Here is an 18,969-nt window from a genome sequence, read left to right on the forward strand (position 1 = left end):
TTTTATTTATCTTAATTCATTATACAAATCAACCAACTTTACTTCATTAGAGCTCCATATTCTATTATTAAAAACATACTTTTTAGCTTTTACCGAACACTTTTCATAATTCTCAACATAATAAAGTAATTTCTCATTCAGTATCCTTATCTCGTCATCAGAAATTGATAAATCGTCAAAAACAATACCACAAGAACTTTCACTTATTTGCATAGGAGCATCACCAGCATACTGAGTAGCAATCACCATCATTCCTGCAGCTAAGTATTCGGAAGTCTTAGTTGGAGATGAATTTATATTAACCAAACTATCAGCCCGCAACACAAAACCGGCATCTGCCATTGACAAATATGAAGGGACTTCTGTTCGACTTAATCCTTTCACCATATAATTACCCTCTAATTGCTCTAACAAACTACTGTAGGGGGTAACATCATCATTCGTAAAAATACACAGATAAAAAGAAGGGTTCAATTGTCTCAAACGAATAACAACATCCAATGTTTCCTGAATACATTGCCAAACTCGAAAAGCACCGGAATAACATAAAACAATTTTATCATTAAGACCGTATTCAGTTCGTAATTGCTTACGAACATCCGAATTCAATACCATAAAAGGTTCAGCATTAAAATTACAGGGAAGAACAAAATGTTGAGCTTCTATTTTATTATAAACCGACAAATTCTCAAATAATTTATCAGATACTGTAATGATTTTATTTGAACGTTTCAATGCAAATCTATTCTCGGATGCAGCATGTTCAATTACATCTTGACTATATCCTCCCATCTCTAATTCAGGGACAAGATCTGAATGAAAATCCGTTATCAAAGGTATATCAGGGACAAAGCGTGCGCAAGGAGCAGATGCAGATAATTCAGCTTGAATAATATCAATAGAATAAAATTTACAAATAATAAAAGTCTCTATAGCACGAAACAACTCAGCTATTTTTGCCAATCGCATACGATTAGGTAAAGAATATAGAAAAATCGATTTAATCCCTTTGGGTAACGTTTTCTTTTCTGTTTTAAGCAGTGATATTCCACGAGTAAAAAAGCCCAACAAAATCACATTATATCCCATATGTTGCAACGATCCAACCATATTTAATGTTCTTACTTTGTCGCCAGCTTCAATCCCCAAAGGATAACCTCTGTGAATTACCAATACATTCTTTTTCTTCATACTTATTCTTCTCAACGAAATAAGTCCACAATACGACTTGATGTTTTGCCATCTCCATAAGGATTATTAGCCTTTGACATAACATCATACAAATCTTTATTATCTAACAACGCTGAAACTTCATTAACTAAACGGTCATAATCTGTTCCTACTAATTTAACAGTTCCTGCAATTACAGCTTCAGGCCGTTCAGTTGTGTCCCTCATCACCAAAACCGGCTTACCTAAACCGGGAGCTTCTTCTTGAATACCACCACTATCAGTCAACACGATTGTTGAATGATTCATCATATAAACAAATGGCAAATAATCCAAGGGTTCTATCAAGTAGACATTTGAATGATTCTCATGATAATCTTCACCAAATACCTCCATAATTGGTTGACGCACATTGGGATTCAAATGCATTGGATAAACAAAATCCACATTGGGATATTTTTCTGCCAAAGTTCGTATTGCTCTACATATGTGAATAAATCCTTCCCCAAAATTTTCTCTGCGATGTCCTGTTATCAACACCATTTTTCTTTTCCCCTGTTCCCATTCATAAAATAGAGCAGAAGAAATCCCATTCTGTCCCAAATTACACCGAATATTATTTTCAATATCTTTATCCGATCCAATCCGCGTTAAGACCATATGCAAAGCATCTATAACAGTATTACCGACCACCCAAATCTTATCTTCAGAAACACCTTCATCCAACAAATTCTGACGACTCAACAACGTTGGTGCACAATGATAAGATGCGATACAGCTTGTTATTTGTCTATTCATTTCTTCAGGCCAAGGGCTATAGATATTATGAGTTCTTAGTCCGGCTTCAATATGTCCTACAGCAATTTGTTGATAGAATGCCGCTAACGCAGCAGCTGTAGATGTAGTCGTATCTCCATGTACTAATACAATATCAGGAGATACTTCTTTCAGAACATCACGCAAGCCAAGCAAAACACGAGACGTTATATCATACAGATCTTGCCCTTGTTTCATTATATTCAAATCATAATCCGGTTTGATATCAAACAAATGCAATACTTGATCTAACATCTCACGATGCTGAGCCGTTACACAAACAACGACCTCAAAATTATCCGATTCTTTTTGAAATTCTTTCACTAACGGACACATTTTTATTGCCTCTGGGCGAGTTCCAAAAACAAGCATTACCTTTTTCATATCTGTCTATATTTATTTTTCCAATTTAATTTCACTTATGTGATACACCAATCTATCTAAATTAGGCAATTTCATATAATCACCATAAAGTAAGGATAAATAACCATCACAATTATTAGGAGCAGAAAACATTTTACCTTCAAACATAATCTCTTTCAAAGGGAAAATATCTTTTCTCCGTCTTGCCCCTAAAAAACCAGATCCTAGCCCCAACCTCAATTCCTGTGTTGGTGATAATTTTGCTATAAAACGAAAAAAAGGATAAACAACATGAGTCAACAAAAACAGCAGACTTCTCATCACTCCCTTTTTTATCCCATATCGATCATTTTTGATGTAAGACAACCGATAAATATACCCATGTAATCTAGAAGATAGTTTTACTAAGGGTCGCGGTATTTCCTCTAAATAAAAAATATCTATATAAATACCATTGTACTTATAATTTGTTCCAACTCCATTCACTTCAGATATAGAAGAATCCAATTCACGTAATTTGGAATATGGAGCTACATAATTCTTATCTGTATATGTTGTCTGAAGAATCAAATTATCAGGCAGTTCAGAGGGCAACACTTTCATTAATTTATCGTAGTCAGCCCGTAACATCTCAATATCCAAATCATCGTCCCAAGGAATAAATCCTCCATGACGAACTGCACCAAGAAGTGTTCCCGAACTTAACCAATAGTCAATATGATGTTTCTTACATATTGTATCTATAAATTCCAACAAACAAAGCATTCTTTTCTGATGAAGCCTTAAAACAGAGCCTTCCGGATTAAACCGTCGAAGTTCGTCCATAAAATCTTATCAAATTATAACGATTACAATAATACAATCTATATACTGCTATTACTAATTCTGCAATACCCAAAGCCAATGCAAAGTTTATAATAGATAATAAATCAGCAAAATACAATCCTATATAAATAATTATCAGCACTATAGTGGATAAAATAACACTTCTATTAAAAGGCTTGGCATATCCAAAAGAGACTAGAACCGGTGATCCTGTATAGGAAGTGATGCCTCCACTAAAAATGAATAAGCATAGTACTCTCAATATATCAACCGACTCCGGTAGTTTCCCGTCTGATAATAAATGAACCATAAGAGGAGCAAACAAGTAAACTCCAACAACAATGCATGATATAGCTAACAAAATCAGCTTAAAACACTTCTTTACGAAAAGGCGATCGAGCGTCTTTGCGATATGAGGAAAAATTGCCTGATTCAGCATTTGCAGAGGAACTAAAGCTGTCATTGCGATTTTCTGAGCCAAATCAAATGCCGCCACCTCATGCATAGAAAATAAAATACCACACACCGTCTTAGCCATACTAGCATTAACAACAACTGATATTCTGGAAACAAAGAATGGTATACTCTCTAAAAAGTATTTCTTCATTGATTCAAATTTCGGAATATACAAAGAGATCTTTTCAATCTTAATCAACATGAAAAAAGAGATGGTTCCCGATAAAATCCATCCCAAAGATTGAAGCAGAGGTATCAACAAATAATCACCCTGGCTCTTTATAAACAAAAATACAGTTACTGTATAAAATAAGATTGAGGAAAAACGAATCAAAGTAATGTATTTCATCTTCTCTACTCCTTGATAAAACCACGATGGAAACAAAATTTCCGACAAGCAAGACAAAAAAGACAACAAAAACAAAACAGCATTTTCCCTAAATTGTTTGACACACAACAACAGTACCGACAAAATAATAAAAGAACAGACAAACAGAAACGCCTTTATCAATAGTACGGAAGAAACCACCTCACCAAGTTTCCCATTATCATTTCTGTTCACCGAAACATTCTTTACCGCTGATACGTCTAGCCCAAAATTCACAAGAATAATAAAATATGAAATAATAGCTTGAGCAAAAACAACCAATCCGTATTTTTCAGAACCTACCGTAGAAATTAAATAGGGTAATGCGACAAAAGGCATTATCATTTTTAAAATCTCCAATACTGTCAGATATGTCGTATTATGAGCTATTAGTTTATATTTATTGTATTTTCCTAACTTCATGACTATTCAAAACTATGTCATACCCAAAATTTTTCATTAGTCATATTACTCGCAATATCAGAAAAAGAATCTTTTAGTTTGTCATATATTTCAGACGCAAAATAAATATCATGCAAAGCAATACCTATATTATAGGCTAGTATCCTTTCTTCGTCAGAAATTCTACCTGGATTTTTCAGTAATAGGACATTGGTAAATTCATCGAACTGCCTAAACTGGTTAAAATACCTAAATTCACATACGTGATTGGTATCATCTGCGTAAACTTTGTCGAAAAACAAGTCGCAATTCTGAAATCCTCTTGTGTGCACAGGTACAACCAAAACACCCGGTTTGTAACAAGAGTCTGATGCAAAAAGTTCATGAGCGACTGTTACACACGAGACTACAACATCTGCACCTGTAATCAAACTTTCGGTATCATTATAAATAGAAAAAGTTAAATTGGAAAACTCTTTAAAACGCTCCATAAAAAGCAATTCCTGTTCCTTATAAGCTAATAACCGAATATGTAAAGGTTCATCGCCCAATATTGACAACAAGCATAATAGAGTAGCACGAGCCGTATTCCCCAAACCAAGAAATGCATATTCCTTCGCAAAAGATGACTTCAAGTATTTTATAGATAAAGCAGCTACTGCACCAGTCCTCATAGCTGTAATCCAGCTACCATCCATCAGAGCTAAAGCTTCACCCGTATTTGAATCATACAATAATATATCACTCAACAAAGAAGGTCTTCTTTCCGGAAAACGAGATACGATCTTAACACCAAAACGTCCGCAGGCAGGAAGATAAGAAGGCATAGTATTAAAAAAAATATCCGGATTAATTTTCATACTTATCTTGCTGGGAAGACAACAGTCATACTTCATCCTCAAAGCAGACTCAACCCACTCCAAGCAAATTGAAGAAGATATTTCCAGTCTTTGTATTGCTTCAAAATTGATAAATTTCATAATTGATAATTTTCCTAAATGTTATAACTCTTTTAATGCCTTCACCAACGCCTGATTATCAATTGTAGAACGCACCGCTATACGAATATAATTTTCTCCTTTAAACGATTTTTTTTCACTACAATCCTTTATCAGAATATTATACTTTGTCAAAAGTAGTTCTGTTAATTGCTTTGAAGAATATTCGTCAAGAACCTCACACAAAAAATAATTTGCCTGAGAGGGGATGACTCTTAAAAATTCTATTTGAGTCAAATCGGAATAAAAACGAGCTCGTTCCTTTATGAACAACTTACAAGCATGCTTATAATCCAAATCATACTTATTATAAATTTGCATATAAAATTCGGCAAAAGAATTTATGTTCCAGATAGAAAGATCTTCACGGATTCTTTTGACCAAATCAACATTGCTGGATGCCAGAACACCTAATCTAAGACCTGGAACACCGTACGATTTAGAAATACTTTTTATCACAATGAGATTAGAATACTTTTCCAAAATAGAATCTTGCAATAAAGAATTATCATCATAAGAGTCTGAAAAATCCACAAACGACTCATCTACAATTAAGGTGATATTTTTACTGGCAGCCCAGTCAGACAAGAAAAAAATATCTTCTTTCGGTATGAAGTTTCCAGAAGGATTATCCGGATTAATCAATAATAGGCTTGCTATGTCCTTTGAATCAAAAAACTCAACCAAATCTTTAGCGGTATAACTAAAAGACTTGTTATTGGGAACATAAGTTACAATTTCTTCTTTTTTTCTTCTGTTAGGATATTCTTCAAATGTAGGACAAACTATACCTAAAGAACCTAGCAGCATATTCATCAAAGATTTAATGAGTTCCGCGGCACCATTTCCTGGACAGATATAATCGCGAGACAATCCAAAATACTTGGCAGCCAACAATGTATTCTCATTTAAGCCCGAAGGATATTCGCTTAAAAGAATATCAAAATTCGCACGCATCTCTTTCTTCATCTTCTCTGGAGGGAAGAATGGATTCACCAAATAGCAAAAATCTAATAAAGAAGGGAAACGCCAATATCCACCATATCTCTTTTGATATAGAGGCAATTTATTCTTATCTTCCGCAAAAATTGATTCAGCATTATTCAAATCTTGAATATCATCAATTTCATACCATTTTTCGGTAGATAATGGCAAGGCTTTCAAATCCGGTTTGTCCAACAATGCTATTACACGCAATACTTGCTCATAATACTCATTCTTACCTAATGAATTAATGTATGCATTTAAAAAAGGGACATAGTGTGTTATCGAAAAATCTTTACTGAACTTATATATATTAACGGTTTTATAATATGAGTCCTTATGGTCAAAATTAAAAGCCTTCTTAGTTACAAAATTTAATATATTATTATCATTATCTAACGTAACAACAGTTCCATCCATCCAACTTTCATACTTAGCCACCAATGCAATATTAGGATAAGGATCAGATAATATTTTTTCCAATACTTGATCTTCAAATATTAAATCCGACTCAATAAGCAAGGTATCATCCTGCTGCAAATGATCCTTTGCTAAAAATAATGAATAGATATTATTTGTAATATCATATATTGGATTTGTTATATATTCAATAGATAAGCCATTGTATGAATCACCTATAAAATTTCGAAGTTCATCTCCTTTATAGCCTACAACCATAATGACTTTTTTCAAATCCAAAGCAGAAAATTGAGTCAAAGCACGTTCTATCAATGTCGTACCATTAACTTGAATCATACATTTTGTATTATTCCGGGTAAACTTACCTAAACGCTTACCCATTCCCGCTGCTAAAATAACAACTTGCATATTAAGTCTATTTTTTAATTAAACTTTGCAGCTTTACTTTCTCTATAAATCTTGATCAACTCTAAAAGCTGTTCTTTCCCAAACAAATATCCTATTGGAATAATCAATGTAAAAAGAAGCATACCTATCGCTGCAAATAACTTTCTAGGTCCCACTGGCATTTTTTTGACATATGCAGAATCAATGACAAGAGCTCTAGATTTACTTTGTCCATTAATCGCCAAGGCGATTTCTTCTCTTTTCTGCAATAATATCAAATAGACCCCCTGCAAGATTTCTTGCTGACGTTTATAATCGATATACTCACGTTCTTGATCTGGCACACTTGACATTTTATCATAAATCAACTTTTCCTTGCCTTTCAAATCATTCAAAGTCAGAACTAGTCCATTCTTGGCATTTGCTATAGTCAAGAAAACACCTGAACGCAAACTCTTTATCCGATCCTCCATAGCCTCTATCAACGGATTGTTTTCACTTGAATTTTGTAACAACCTAGCACGTTCCATCAAGGCTTCATTATAAAGTGATATAGCACTACCTTTTTCTCCTTCTTGAACAGATAACAATGTCGGAACAATATTATATTGATTTGCCGGATTTTTAACATAAGTATCCATCATCTCAATAACATGAGATTGGGCTTCGACTTCTATTATCTTAGACTGAAGTTCTTTCATTTGTTCTGAGTAAAATTGAATATCATACTCTAAATCCGTCAATTTATTTTTAGCCTTATAAATAGCTATAGCTTTTTCTATATTTCCTAAATCAAAAGTTACACTATCAATCCTATTATTTAGGAATACAAGTGATTTTTCTCCTTCTTCTTGCTTAATCATATTTGCACGACTATTGTAATTATTCACCAAAGTAGTAAGCAAATCGACCCCCCTTCGTTTCTCATAGTCACGCCACCCCAACTCTATTACATTAGAGGTCTTTGAATATTCTTCAACAACCAAGTCGTCTAATATTTCCTCTGCTACCCATCGAGAAGGTCTAACAACAATCTGCATATCTACACTTGGAGAAGAATCTCTAAAATCATCTGCATATTTTACAGTGAAGATTCCCTGTTCCAAATTCAATATAGCCGGCAAAGATGTAAATTTATATTCTTTCTTTCTTTTACCAGTTTCAACTATGATTTTTACATTTTGTTTTTCAACTACTACATTCAATGCGATATCCTCATACACAGAAGTAAACACAGAAGAATCAGCCTGAATCAACAATGGTGTTTCATCATACATCTGATATTTCCAAGCATACGGCTTATAGTATTCCACATTCAATCCCAAATCCAAAACAGTCTTATTTAATAAATCAACAGATTGTAACGCACTAAGTTCATCATCTATATTTATACCAGAACCAGAAACACCACCAAGACCAAAAGATTTCATAATACCTGCTGCATCTCCTAGTCCCATACTTCCAGATGAAAGCAAACTTTTATCATCTTGGATCACGATGTTAGAAGCCATTTCATAAGTTTTGGGGGATAACAGTAAATATAATACCGCCGGAATTAATGATATCACAAATGCTACAGCAAAAACTTTCCAATGGTGCAAATAATAAACAATTATATGTTTAAGAGCTATGACTTCTTTGTCTTTCAGTTCGTTCATATCTTCTTACTTTATTTTTTGGCATTACTAATAGCGAGAACTACGGTTGTTATTACAGAAACAGTACTCAAGATGGAAGAAAATACAGTTATGTTATATTGTTTACTCTGACTATAATTAGAGTTTCTCTGTTTTGCCGGATTAGGTTCAACATAAACTACATCATTTTGCTGCAAATAATAAAAAGGTGAAGCAAAAATACCCGGATCCGTAATATCCATACGCCCAAATTCTTTTTTACCTTCACGTTCTCTAATCACCAATATGTTTTTTCGATTTGCGTTGATTGTTAAATCTCCGCTATAACCAATAGCATCCAAAATAGATATTCTATCACCCTTGACCGCCAATCCTCCAGGACGAGTAACTTCACCCAAAACCATCACCTTGAAGTTTGTTATCTGTACTGTAACTAAAGGATCTTTTACATATTTAACTATCTTATTTTTCAATTCATCACTCAGTTCACGCTTTGTTAAACCAGCTACATGTATCCGACCTAGTACGGGGAAATCAATATTACCTTCTTTATCTACAGCATATGTATACAGTCCTCCAGCTGGGGCAATCGGATCCTCTCCCTGTTGTGCATAAGAATAAACTGGAAGATTAAAAGGTGTTACAACAGACGGATCAGACGAACCTACAGAAATATTTAATAAATCATCGGGAGCTATCTTTGTATTGTATGTTTGAGATATTTCTTCTATCTGTGATAGGGACAAAGCATCTACACCTTGAAAATAAACCACATCTTTAGGCACAGAACAAGCACCCATTAATAATAAAAACAACGTCGTAAAGAATAATGTTAATCTCATAAAATTTATTTCATTCAAACAAGTTACAAATATACTACTTTTATTTCAATGGACGGACGAAAAATACAGTTCCAATCCTAAAGTTACATTTATAACGATGCATTTATTGATATATTGCTGCATAGCCAATTAAAAAGAGACCTAAATTTCTTCCTTTTTCTAAATTATCCCGTACTTTTGTATCAAAAGAAAAAGATTATGCTTGAAGTAGGAAAATACAACACACTTAAAATAGTTAAAGACCTCGATTTCGGGGTTTATCTGGATGGAGGCAATGGGAAAGAGATACTTCTTCCTGCTCGTTATGTTCCTAAGAATGTAAAGCCGGGGGATGAAGTGGAAGTTTTTATTTACCATGATAATGAGGGCAGGCTAATAGCAACAACAGTCCATCCGCTGGCTACTGTCGGTGAATTTAAATTCATGGAAGTAAAATCAGTGAATAGTACAGGTGCATTCCTGGAATGGGGATTAATGAAGGATCTGCTAGTACCCTTCAAAGAGCAGAAAATGCCGATGCGTGAAGGCAGATGGTATCTGGTATATGTCCATCTCGATCATATTACAGGACGGATCGTCGCTTCCGCTCGTATCGATAAGTATCTGGATAATGTAATGCCTGAATATACATTCAATCAGGAAGTAAATTTGTTGGTAGCTGACGAAACAGAGATCGGCTATAAAGTTATCATCAATAATCTACACTGGGGATTAGTATATTATAATGAAGTCTTTCGCCGTTTGGAAAAGGGGGAAGAACTCAAAGGGTATATCAAAGAAGTCCGTGAAGATGAAAAAATTGATGTAAGCCTTGTTCCGCTGGGTTATCAGAAAATAGAAGGATTGGCCGGAGTTATTCTCGAATCATTAAGAAGCCAGGGAGGTTTTATCGCTGTACACGACAAAAGTGATCCGGAAGTCATTCAGTCTCTTTTCCAATGTAGTAAAAAAAGTTTTAAACAAGCTATCGGTGCTCTTTACAGGCAACATCTCATCACATTGGAAGATGGAGGCATCAGTTTAGTTTCTCCTTGCTGAAACTATTGTTTCATACTGAAGAAACTTTTGTTCCATCGGGATGAAACTATTTCTACGTGACTAAGCCAATGCCCCAAATACCATAAAAAAAGTGACGCCGCTTGTTTAGTGCGGCGTCACCCTATATAGATTGATTTATGTTCGTTTATTAATGCTGTTTTTAATCTAACTTCAATACAGCTAAGAACGCTTTCTGCGGAACTTCCACTGTTCCGATCTGTTTCATTCGCTTCTTACCCTCTTTCTGTTTTTCCAACAACTTGCGCTTACGAGAAATATCACCTCCATAACATTTTGCCGTTACATCCTTACGAACAGCTTTTATGGTTTCACGGGCAATAATCTTAGCTCCGATAGCTGCCTGAATAGCAATATCAAACTGTTGCCGGGGAATAAGCTCCTTCAGTTTTTCACACATACGACGTCCAAATGTCACACTATTGTCCACATGCGTAAGCGTTGATAAGGCATCTACAGGTTCCCCATTTAACAGAATATCCAGTTTCACCAGTTTACTTGGACGAAAATCATGGATATGATAGTCAAAAGAAGCATATCCCTTAGAAATACTTTTCAGCTTATCGTAAAAATCAATTACAATTTCCCCTAAAGGCATATCATAATGAATCTCTACACGATCACCTGAAATATATTCCTGTTTCAGCAAAATACCGCGCTTACCCAGACAAAGTGTCATGATCGGGCCAATAAAAGTCGTATTTGTTATGACAGAAGCACGAATATACGGCTCATCGATATGATCTATTAATGTTGGCTCCGGCAGGCCACTTGGATTATGCACCTCCAGACAATTACCTTTTTTATCAAACACTTTATACGATACGTTCGGTACAGTCGTGATCACATCCATATTAAACTCCCGATCCAATCGCTCCTGTACAATCTCCATATGCAACAGCCCCAGAAATCCGCAACGGAAGCCGAAACCCAGCGCAGCTGAACTTTCCGGCTGGAATGTCAAAGAAGCATCATTCAATTGCAGTTTTTCCAACGAAGCACGCAGATTCTCAAAATCTTCGCTATCGATCGGATAAACACCGGCAAATACCATCGGCTTCACTTCTTCAAAACCAGCAATCGCTTCTTTCGCCGAACGAGCCACATGAGTGATCGTATCTCCGACCCGTACCTCACGGGAAGTTTTAATTCCGGAAATAATGTAACCAACATCCCCCGTACGGATCTCGCTACGTGGAGACATTTCCAGTTTTAATATACCTACTTCATCTGCATCATATTCCTTGCCTGTTGCAATAAATTTCACATGATCTCCTTTACGGATCACTCCATTCACCACTTTAAAATAAGCAATAATACCACGGAATGAATTAAATACCGAGTCAAAAATAAGACATTGAAGAGGAGCATCCGGATCTCCCTTCGGAGCAGGAACCTTATCAATAATAGCATCAAGTATCTGAAAAACACCTTCACCGGTTTTACCACTAGCGCGGATAATATCTTCCCGCGGACACCCCAGCAACTCAACGATCTGATCTTCCACTTCATCCGGCATAGCACTCGGAAGGTCTATCTTATTCATGACAGGAATTATCTCCAGGTCATTTTCGATAGCCATATACAGATTAGAGATTGTCTGCGCCTGAATTCCCTGGGCAGCATCGATAATAAGCAAAGCCCCTTCACATGCAGCAATAGAACGGGAAACTTCGTATGAAAAGTCCACGTGTCCCGGAGTATCAATCAGGTTCAAGGTATATTCTTCACCCTTATAATTATACTTCATCTGAATGGCATGACTCTTGATTGTAATGCCTCGTTCGCGTTCCAGATCCATATCATCAAGAACCTGCGCTTGTAAGTCTTTGCCTTCGACTGTCTTGGTGTATTCAAGTAAACGGTCAGCCAAAGTACTCTTACCATGGTCAATATGAGCAATAATACAGAAATTGCGGATATTCTTCATGTGCCAATTTATTTTAAGTGTGCAAAGATAGGAATTTTAGGTCAAAAACTATACTTTTGGCATACCATTTGTTGTTAATATTATATGACACTACAAGAAATAAATAAAGCATACAACCGCATTGTCGGTTCATTAGATAGTAAGGAATTAAAGAATGCTTTTGATTCCATTCAGGCACTCATTTCCGGAAGTCGCGAAATAGCGTTCCAGGACAAATTGAATGAGTTGCAGGAAACATATAAATATATGTTGCGCTATCGCATTGAAGGAGCTAAAGATCCGATGCAGGAACAAATATATAACAAGATTCAGACCTCTTCATACGAATTGGCTGACCGGATCAGGCATAAAGCACTGGCAATCGAATCGCCTTTGGCCTTTTACAGCCGACGCAGGAGTTTGCAGGTTCAGCCAAACGTAACATTCGAGAATCTGCGTCTCCAACTCAACAAGCATTATGCGACAGGAAACAATGCTGAATATGATGCAATGCTTATCGTCCTGTTCAATAAAATATGGGTATCCGATCCTTTTACTGTCGAAGAAGCTGCCGTAATAAAGAACATCCTTTTCGACAACGAACTTCCGTTTACAGCAGGTAGCCAGATCGTTTCATCACTAATGCTGGGATTGCAGGCAGCTTTCGATCCGGAAAAACTCATGTTGTTGTTTGACGCTGCTAATCATGAAAATGAAGAGATTAAAGTACGTGCACTGATTTCTATCCTGCTAACATTATATACTTACAGGAAAAGAACGGCTCTTTATCCGCAAATAACAAACAGGTTGGATGTTCTTTCTGAGGCACCCGGCTTCACGAAAGCAATACGAACGATCACACTGCGTTTTATCCTGGCCCGTGAAACCGAAAAGATCACCAGGAAACTACAAAACGAGATCATTCCGGAAATGATGAAACTAAGTCCTAAGATCAGCAATAAAATAAATCTGAAAGACATTACCCCGGAACAGTTGGGAGAAGAAATGAACCCGGAATGGGAAAATATATTTGCAGACAGTTCACTCGGTAAAAAGATGGAAGAATTCAGTGAATTGCAACAAGAAGGAGCTGATGTTATGCATTCCACCTTTGTTCATTTAAAAAGTTTCCCCTTTTTCCGTGAACTAAGCAACTGGCTTCTGCCATTCACAACAGAACATTCATCGTTCGGAAATCGTTTTAACCAGAATAATGGTGAAAAACAGATGCTGGACTCTATGACGCTTGCGGCATTCATGTGCAATTCAGATAAATACTCATTATACTTCAGTATGATGCAATTACCTGAAGAAGCAAAGAAAATGATGATGAATCAATTTGACAGCCAGGCAACTGAAATGATCCAGCAAAACAAGGAAGAGTTGATCAGTAAACGAGGAAAACTGGAAACTATTACAGGACAGTATATACAAGACTTGTACCGTTTCTTCAAAATATATCCGGGACATTTGGATTTCAATGATATTTTCACGATGCCTCTTGATTTCCACAATCTAGATATTTTGCGTCCTTATATCTCCGATGAAGAAAGCCTGAGTACGATTGCCGAATATTACCTACGTAAAAACTATTTCAGCGATGCCCTAACCATATTCAATCAGTTGGCCGAAACGAATCAGGAAAGTGATATTCTTTTTCAGAAAATCGGTTACTGTAAACAGATGAATGATGACTTACAGGGGGCTCTCGATGCTTATTTGCGAGCAGACCTTTTAAATCCGCAAAGCAAATGGGTGATTCGCCGAATCGCCGGTTGTTACCGTTCGCTGAAAGAGCCGGAAGAAGCATTGAAATATTATCGCCGGTATGAGAAACTGAATCCCGACAATTTGTCTATTACGGTCAGCATAGGACATTGTTATCTGGAACTCAGAAACTACAGTGAAGCATTAAAATGTTTCTTCAAAGTTGATTATATGGATAGCAACAGTAAAGCATGGCGCCCGATAGCCTGGTGTTCGTTCCTGACCGGCAAATATGACCAGGCACGTAATTACTATAAAAAAATATTAGCAAACCAGCCTAATACGCAGGATATGTTAAATGCCGGCCATACAGAATGGGCTCTGCAAAATATAAAGGGAGCTATAGAGTTCTACAGACAAGCTATAGAAAAAGAAGATGGAAACTTCCATAAGTTCCAGGAAGAATTCAACCAGGATATTCCAGACCTGATCGTCGCCGGTATAGAAGATTCGGAAATATCCCTGATGATGGATCAACTTAGATATGTATTAAATGATTCTTTATAACTTCAATAATAAAAAAGCCCTATTCATTAAAAAGTGAATAGGGCTTTTTTATTAGATATGCTATGCTTATACCGGTTCGACAGGTATACAAATATCTACAATAAACTTCTTTTCCGGATGTTCATCATGGTTGTTCTGATAAATTTCATAATGATGTCCATAACCGCATTTACAACCATTCTCTTCCAATAAATCAAACATGGCCATCCAGGCAGCCGGAAATTCAGACATTGATAGCTCAAAACGTCCAACCGCATATAAACCACCGGAAAGCTTATAGCTTCCAACAATACCTTCCGGTTTTATTTCTTCCGGAACAAACATGGCTGCATCTGCAGTTAACTTATCTTTCGGAGTAACCCGGGGATCATCATGATAAACAGACAATAGTCTCATATCCGATTGTGAAACAAATCCTCTGGGGAATGCCCATTTCATAAGATTGGCAAAAGCCTCCTGCATCTGATCCAATGCTCCCTGGTGACGGCAATAAATAATAGCCCTCTCAGGCATCTGTTTAATTTCAAAAGTGCAATTCATATCCATACCATTTACTTTAATTGTTTTATCACGACAAAAGTACCGTGAATAAAGCGAGGTATGTTGCTCATTTATGCTCTTGAATTGACATTTCTTGCTATCCGGATATCCATTTTTGCGACGATATTCTTCGGCTGAAACACCAAAATGACGCTTAAAACTACGACAAAAGGAAGAAGCAGAAGAAAACCCCCAATCATACGCCACATCCTTAATTGCAAGAGGATCGCTCAACAAAACATTGGCAGCTCGTTCTAATCTTCTCCGAAGAATATACTTTCCAACAGGTTCACCTATGGATGTCGTAAATATCCTGTGGAAATGATAAGTAGAAATATCAACCAGAGATGATAACTCATCTATTGAGATCTGCCTGTTCAGATTCGAATTTATATAATCAATAACCCGGTTGATTTGTTTAGTATGATCCTGTCGTATTGTATTCGCCACGTTTATAGATTGTTTTAATCGAATGAAGTACAAATATAGGAATTGGTATCTATATATAGAAAGTGTGATCTGTCATAAATGCAAAAAGGAACCAACCTTTCGATTGATCCCTTTTCCTTGTTTTGAGTCTCTGACTCTAAAACGGCGGCTATCTACTCTCCCACTTTTACGCAGTACCATCGACGTGGTTGGGCTTAACTTCTCTGTTCGGAATGGGAAGAGGTGGATCCCCAACGCTATAACCACCTTAATACCTTTTAAGATGTTTGACCTAGGACAACGCTACTTTAACAGTAACCTTCGCTTTATGGCCTGTATTGCTACTTGCCATCTGCTGATATATCAATCCTTCCTACCGGAAATAGAAAGTCTCGGGCTATTAGTACTACTCGGCTTCGACATTACTGCCCTTACACCTGTAGCCTATCAACGTCGTAGTCTACGACGACCCTCATGGGGATATCTAATCTTGAGGCTGGCTTCGTACTTAGATGCTTTCAGCACTTATCCAATCCAGACTTAGCTACCCGGCGGTGCACCTGGCGGTACAACCGGTAAACCAGTGGTCTGTCCAACACGGTCCTCTCGTACTAGTGTCAGAGCCTCGCAAATATCCTACGCCCACGATAGATAGAGACCGAACTGTCTCACGACGTTCTGAACCCAGCTCGCGTGCCACTTTAATGGGCGAACAGCCCAACCCTTGGGACCTTCTCCAGCCCCAGGATGTGACGAGCCGACATCGAGGTGCCAAACCGCTCCGTCGATATGAGCTCTTGGGAGCGATCAGCCTGTTATCCCCGGAGTACCTTTTATCCTTTGAGCGATGGCCCTTCCATGCGGAACCACCGGATCACTATGCTCTAGTTTCCTACCTGATCGAGTTGTCTCTCTCCCAGTCAAGCACCCTTATGCCATTACACTCTACGACCGGTTACCAATCGGTCTGAGGGTACCTTTAGAAGCCTCCGTTACTCTTTTGGAGGCGACCACCCCAGTCAAACTACCCACCATACAGTGTCCTCGCTTAGCGAGTTAGAACTCAAACAACCAAAGGGCCGTATTTCAACGGCGACTCCACAAATACTAGCGTACCTGCTTCAAAGTCTCCGGCCTATCCTACACATTAGTTGCCCAAATTCAATGTAAAGCTATAGTAAAGGTTCACGGGGTCTTTTCGTCCCATCGCGGGTAATCGGCATCTTCACCGATACTACAATTTCACCGAGCTCACGGTTGAGACAGTGTCCAGATCATTACACCATTCGTGCAGGTCGGAACTTACCCGACAAGGAATTTCGCTACCTTAGGACCGTTATAGTTACGGCCGCCGTTTACTGGGGCTTCAATTCAATGCTTCTCTTGCGATGACATCTCCTCTTAACCTTCCAGCACCGGGCAGGTGTCAGGCTGTATACGTCATATTTCTATTTTGCACAGCCATGTGTTTTTGTTAAACAGTTGCCTGGACCTATTCTCTGCGCCCACCTGTTACAGTGGGACCCTTTATCCCGAAGTTACAGGGTCAATTTGCCTAGTTCCTTAACCGTGAATCACTCGAGCGCCTCAGTATTCTCAACCCAACTACGTGTGTCCGTTTACGGTACGGGTACTCTATGAATATGCTTAGCGGATTTTCTAGGGAGCCTGATTACGTCCATATTACCTTGTACAAGTACTCGGTATACTGTCAGGTTCGACTCTCCGAGCGGATTTGCCTACTCAGATCAACGTCTACACCCTTTAACTGCCTATTCCGTCAGGCAGCAGGACTGTCACTTCTCCGTCTCCACATCGCTCCATAAAGTAGTATGGGAATATTAAACCATTCTTCCATCGGAATCGCCGTTCGGCTTATCCTTAGGTCCCGACTTACCCTGATCCGATTAACGTTGATCAGGAAACCTTAGTCTTTCGGCGAGGAAGTTTCTCACTTCCTTTATCGTTACTTATACCTACATTTGCTTTTCCAGCTACTCCAGCAAGGGTTATCCCTCACCTTCTACGCCACTGGAATGCTCCCCTACCATCCATTACTGGATCCATAGCTTCGGTAAACAGTTTATGCCCGAGTATTATCCACGCCAAACTCCTCGACTAGTGAGCTGTTACGCACTCTTTAAATGAATGGCTGCTTCCAAGCCAACATCCTAGCTGTCTCTGCAGTCTGACTTCGTTAGTTCAACTTAACTGTTATTTGGGGACCTTAGCTGATGGTCTGGATTCTTCTCCTCTCGGACGCGGACCTTAGCACCCGCGCCCTCACTCCAGGGCAATATATAGTACGCATTCGGAGTTTATCTGGACTTGATAGGCGGTGAAGCCCTCGCATCCAATCAGTCGCTCTACCTCATACTATACTAACCCTAGGCTGCACCTAAATGCATTTCGGGGAGTACGAGCTATCTCCAAGTTTGATTAGCCTTTCACCCCTACCCACAGTTCATCCGAAAGCTTTTCAACGCTTACCGGTTCGGTCCTCCAGTTAGTGTTACCTAACCTTCAACCTGACCATGGGTAGATCACTTGGTTTCGCGTCTACTCCCTCCGACTAAACCGCCCTGTTCAGACTCGCTTTCGCTTCGGCTCCGTGGCTGAACCACTTAACCTTGCCGGAGAAAGTAACTCGTAGGTTCATTATGCAAAAGGCACGCCGTCACAACTTACGTTGCTCCGACCGCTTGTAGGCAGACGGGTTCAGGGTCTATTTCACTCCTCTGTTCGAGGTTCTTTTCACCTTTCCCTCACGGTACTGGTTCGCTATCGGTCTCTCGGGAGTATTTAGCCTTACGGGATGGGCCCCGCAGTTTCACACAGGATTTCTCGTGCCCCGCGCTACTCAGGATACCACTAGGCTTCGTTAGTAAGTCGTATACGGGATTTTCACCCTCTATGATCACTTTTTCCAAAGTGTTCTACTTTACTAATTTCTTGCCACAACGTGGTCCTACAACCCCAATACTGCCTAAACAGTATTGGTTTGGGCTCTTCCGCGTTCGCTCGCCACTACTTGCGGAATCATTTTTATTTTCTTCTCCTATGGGTACTTAGATGTTTCAGTTCCCCACGTTCGC

12 protein-coding genes and 2 rRNA genes are annotated in these 18,969 nt (G+C 38.1%); 2 read left to right on the forward strand and 12 right to left on the reverse strand.

Annotated features, from left to right (window positions below):
• Positions 1-6: 6 nt before the first annotated feature.
• From HMPREF1536_RS02450 to HMPREF1536_RS02485, 8 genes are read right to left on the reverse strand one after another with little or no spacing between them, the layout of a single operon-like run.
• Complete coding sequence (locus HMPREF1536_RS02450) at positions 7-1,191, reverse strand: glycosyltransferase (protein ID WP_044192672.1); 1,185 nt, start codon at positions 1,189-1,191, stop codon at positions 7-9.
• 11 nt (positions 1,192-1,202) lie between these two features.
• Complete coding sequence (gene wecB / locus HMPREF1536_RS02455) at positions 1,203-2,369, reverse strand: non-hydrolyzing UDP-N-acetylglucosamine 2-epimerase (protein ID WP_028728562.1); 1,167 nt, start codon at positions 2,367-2,369, stop codon at positions 1,203-1,205.
• Between the two features lie 12 nt (positions 2,370-2,381).
• Positions 2,382-3,173, reverse strand: a complete 792-nt coding sequence (locus HMPREF1536_RS02460; RefSeq protein ID WP_028728563.1) for a LicD family protein — start codon at positions 3,171-3,173, stop codon at positions 2,382-2,384.
• Positions 3,151-4,419, reverse strand: coding sequence for an oligosaccharide flippase family protein (locus HMPREF1536_RS02465; protein ID WP_028728564.1), 1,269 nt, complete (start codon positions 4,417-4,419; stop codon positions 3,151-3,153). The genes HMPREF1536_RS02460 and HMPREF1536_RS02465 overlap by 23 nt, the downstream gene beginning before the upstream one ends.
• Before the next feature lie 17 nt (positions 4,420-4,436).
• A complete protein-coding gene (locus HMPREF1536_RS02470; RefSeq protein WP_028728565.1) occupies positions 4,437-5,378 on the reverse strand; it encodes an ornithine cyclodeaminase in 942 nt (313 codons plus the stop codon).
• A 21-nt stretch (positions 5,379-5,399) separates the two neighbouring features.
• On the reverse strand, positions 5,400-7,208 hold the full coding sequence (locus tag HMPREF1536_RS02475; protein ID WP_028728566.1) for an aminotransferase class I/II-fold pyridoxal phosphate-dependent enzyme: 1,809 nt from the start codon (positions 7,206-7,208) through the stop codon (positions 5,400-5,402).
• Positions 7,209-7,222: 14 nt separating this feature from the next.
• The gene (locus HMPREF1536_RS02480) at positions 7,223-8,845 is read right to left on the reverse strand and encodes a GumC family protein (protein ID WP_028728567.1); all 1,623 of its coding nucleotides are present in this window, start codon (positions 8,843-8,845) and stop codon (positions 7,223-7,225) included.
• A gap of 11 nt (positions 8,846-8,856) precedes the next feature.
• Entirely contained in the window at positions 8,857-9,666 is an 810-nt protein-coding gene (locus HMPREF1536_RS02485) for a polysaccharide biosynthesis/export family protein (protein WP_028728568.1), read from the reverse strand.
• A 198-nt stretch (positions 9,667-9,864) separates the two neighbouring features.
• Here HMPREF1536_RS02485 and HMPREF1536_RS02490 point away from each other — a divergent pair, with 198 nt between their 5' ends.
• Complete coding sequence (locus tag HMPREF1536_RS02490) at positions 9,865-10,704, forward strand: CvfB family protein (protein ID WP_028728569.1); 840 nt, start codon at positions 9,865-9,867, stop codon at positions 10,702-10,704.
• 160 nt (positions 10,705-10,864) lie between these two features.
• Here the strand turns inward: HMPREF1536_RS02490 and lepA are convergent, their stop codons facing one another.
• Positions 10,865-12,652 carry a translation elongation factor 4 gene (gene lepA / locus HMPREF1536_RS02495; protein WP_028728570.1) on the reverse strand — a complete coding sequence of 596 codons (1,788 nt, stop codon included), beginning with the start codon at positions 12,650-12,652 and terminating at the stop codon, positions 10,865-10,867.
• A gap of 84 nt (positions 12,653-12,736) precedes the next feature.
• On the opposite strand from lepA, the gene HMPREF1536_RS02500 reads away from it, so the two are divergent.
• Complete coding sequence (locus HMPREF1536_RS02500) at positions 12,737-14,905, forward strand: tetratricopeptide repeat protein (protein ID WP_028728571.1); 2,169 nt, start codon at positions 12,737-12,739, stop codon at positions 14,903-14,905.
• A gap of 66 nt (positions 14,906-14,971) precedes the next feature.
• Here HMPREF1536_RS02500 and HMPREF1536_RS02505 read toward each other — a convergent pair whose 3' ends face one another.
• From HMPREF1536_RS02505 to HMPREF1536_RS26960, 3 genes are all read right to left on the reverse strand, one after another.
• Positions 14,972-15,895, reverse strand: a complete 924-nt coding sequence (locus HMPREF1536_RS02505; RefSeq protein ID WP_028728572.1) for an AraC family transcriptional regulator — start codon at positions 15,893-15,895, stop codon at positions 14,972-14,974.
• Positions 15,896-16,034: 139 nt separating this feature from the next.
• Positions 16,035-16,145: ribosomal RNA gene (gene rrf / locus HMPREF1536_RS02510) — 5S ribosomal RNA — on the reverse strand.
• A 108-nt stretch (positions 16,146-16,253) separates the two neighbouring features.
• Positions 16,254-18,969: ribosomal RNA gene (locus HMPREF1536_RS26960) — 23S ribosomal RNA — on the reverse strand.

This window comes from Parabacteroides gordonii MS-1 = DSM 23371 (genome assembly GCF_000969825.1).
Lineage (GTDB): Bacteria > Bacteroidota > Bacteroidia > Bacteroidales > Tannerellaceae > Parabacteroides > Parabacteroides gordonii.

Coding starts and splice junctions, on each gene's coding strand:
- HMPREF1536_RS02450 (WP_044192672.1), bottom strand. CDS start 1,191: ATGAAGAAAAAGAATGTATTGGTAATTCACAGAGGTTATCCTTTGGGG.
- wecB (WP_028728562.1), bottom strand. CDS start 2,369: ATGAAAAAGGTAATGCTTGTTTTTGGAACTCGCCCAGAGGCAATAAAA.
- HMPREF1536_RS02460 (WP_028728563.1), bottom strand. CDS start 3,173: ATGGACGAACTTCGACGGTTTAATCCGGAAGGCTCTGTTTTAAGGCTT.
- HMPREF1536_RS02465 (WP_028728564.1), bottom strand. CDS start 4,419: ATGAAGTTAGGAAAATACAATAAATATAAACTAATAGCTCATAATACG.
- HMPREF1536_RS02470 (WP_028728565.1), bottom strand. CDS start 5,378: ATGAAATTTATCAATTTTGAAGCAATACAAAGACTGGAAATATCTTCT.
- HMPREF1536_RS02475 (WP_028728566.1), bottom strand. CDS start 7,208: ATGCAAGTTGTTATTTTAGCAGCGGGAATGGGTAAGCGTTTAGGTAAG.
- HMPREF1536_RS02480 (WP_028728567.1), bottom strand. CDS start 8,845: ATGAACGAACTGAAAGACAAAGAAGTCATAGCTCTTAAACATATAATT.
- HMPREF1536_RS02485 (WP_028728568.1), bottom strand. CDS start 9,666: ATGAGATTAACATTATTCTTTACGACGTTGTTTTTATTATTAATGGGT.
- HMPREF1536_RS02490 (WP_028728569.1), top strand. CDS start 9,865: ATGCTTGAAGTAGGAAAATACAACACACTTAAAATAGTTAAAGACCTC.
- lepA (WP_028728570.1), bottom strand. CDS start 12,652: ATGAAGAATATCCGCAATTTCTGTATTATTGCTCATATTGACCATGGT.
- HMPREF1536_RS02500 (WP_028728571.1), top strand. CDS start 12,737: ATGACACTACAAGAAATAAATAAAGCATACAACCGCATTGTCGGTTCA.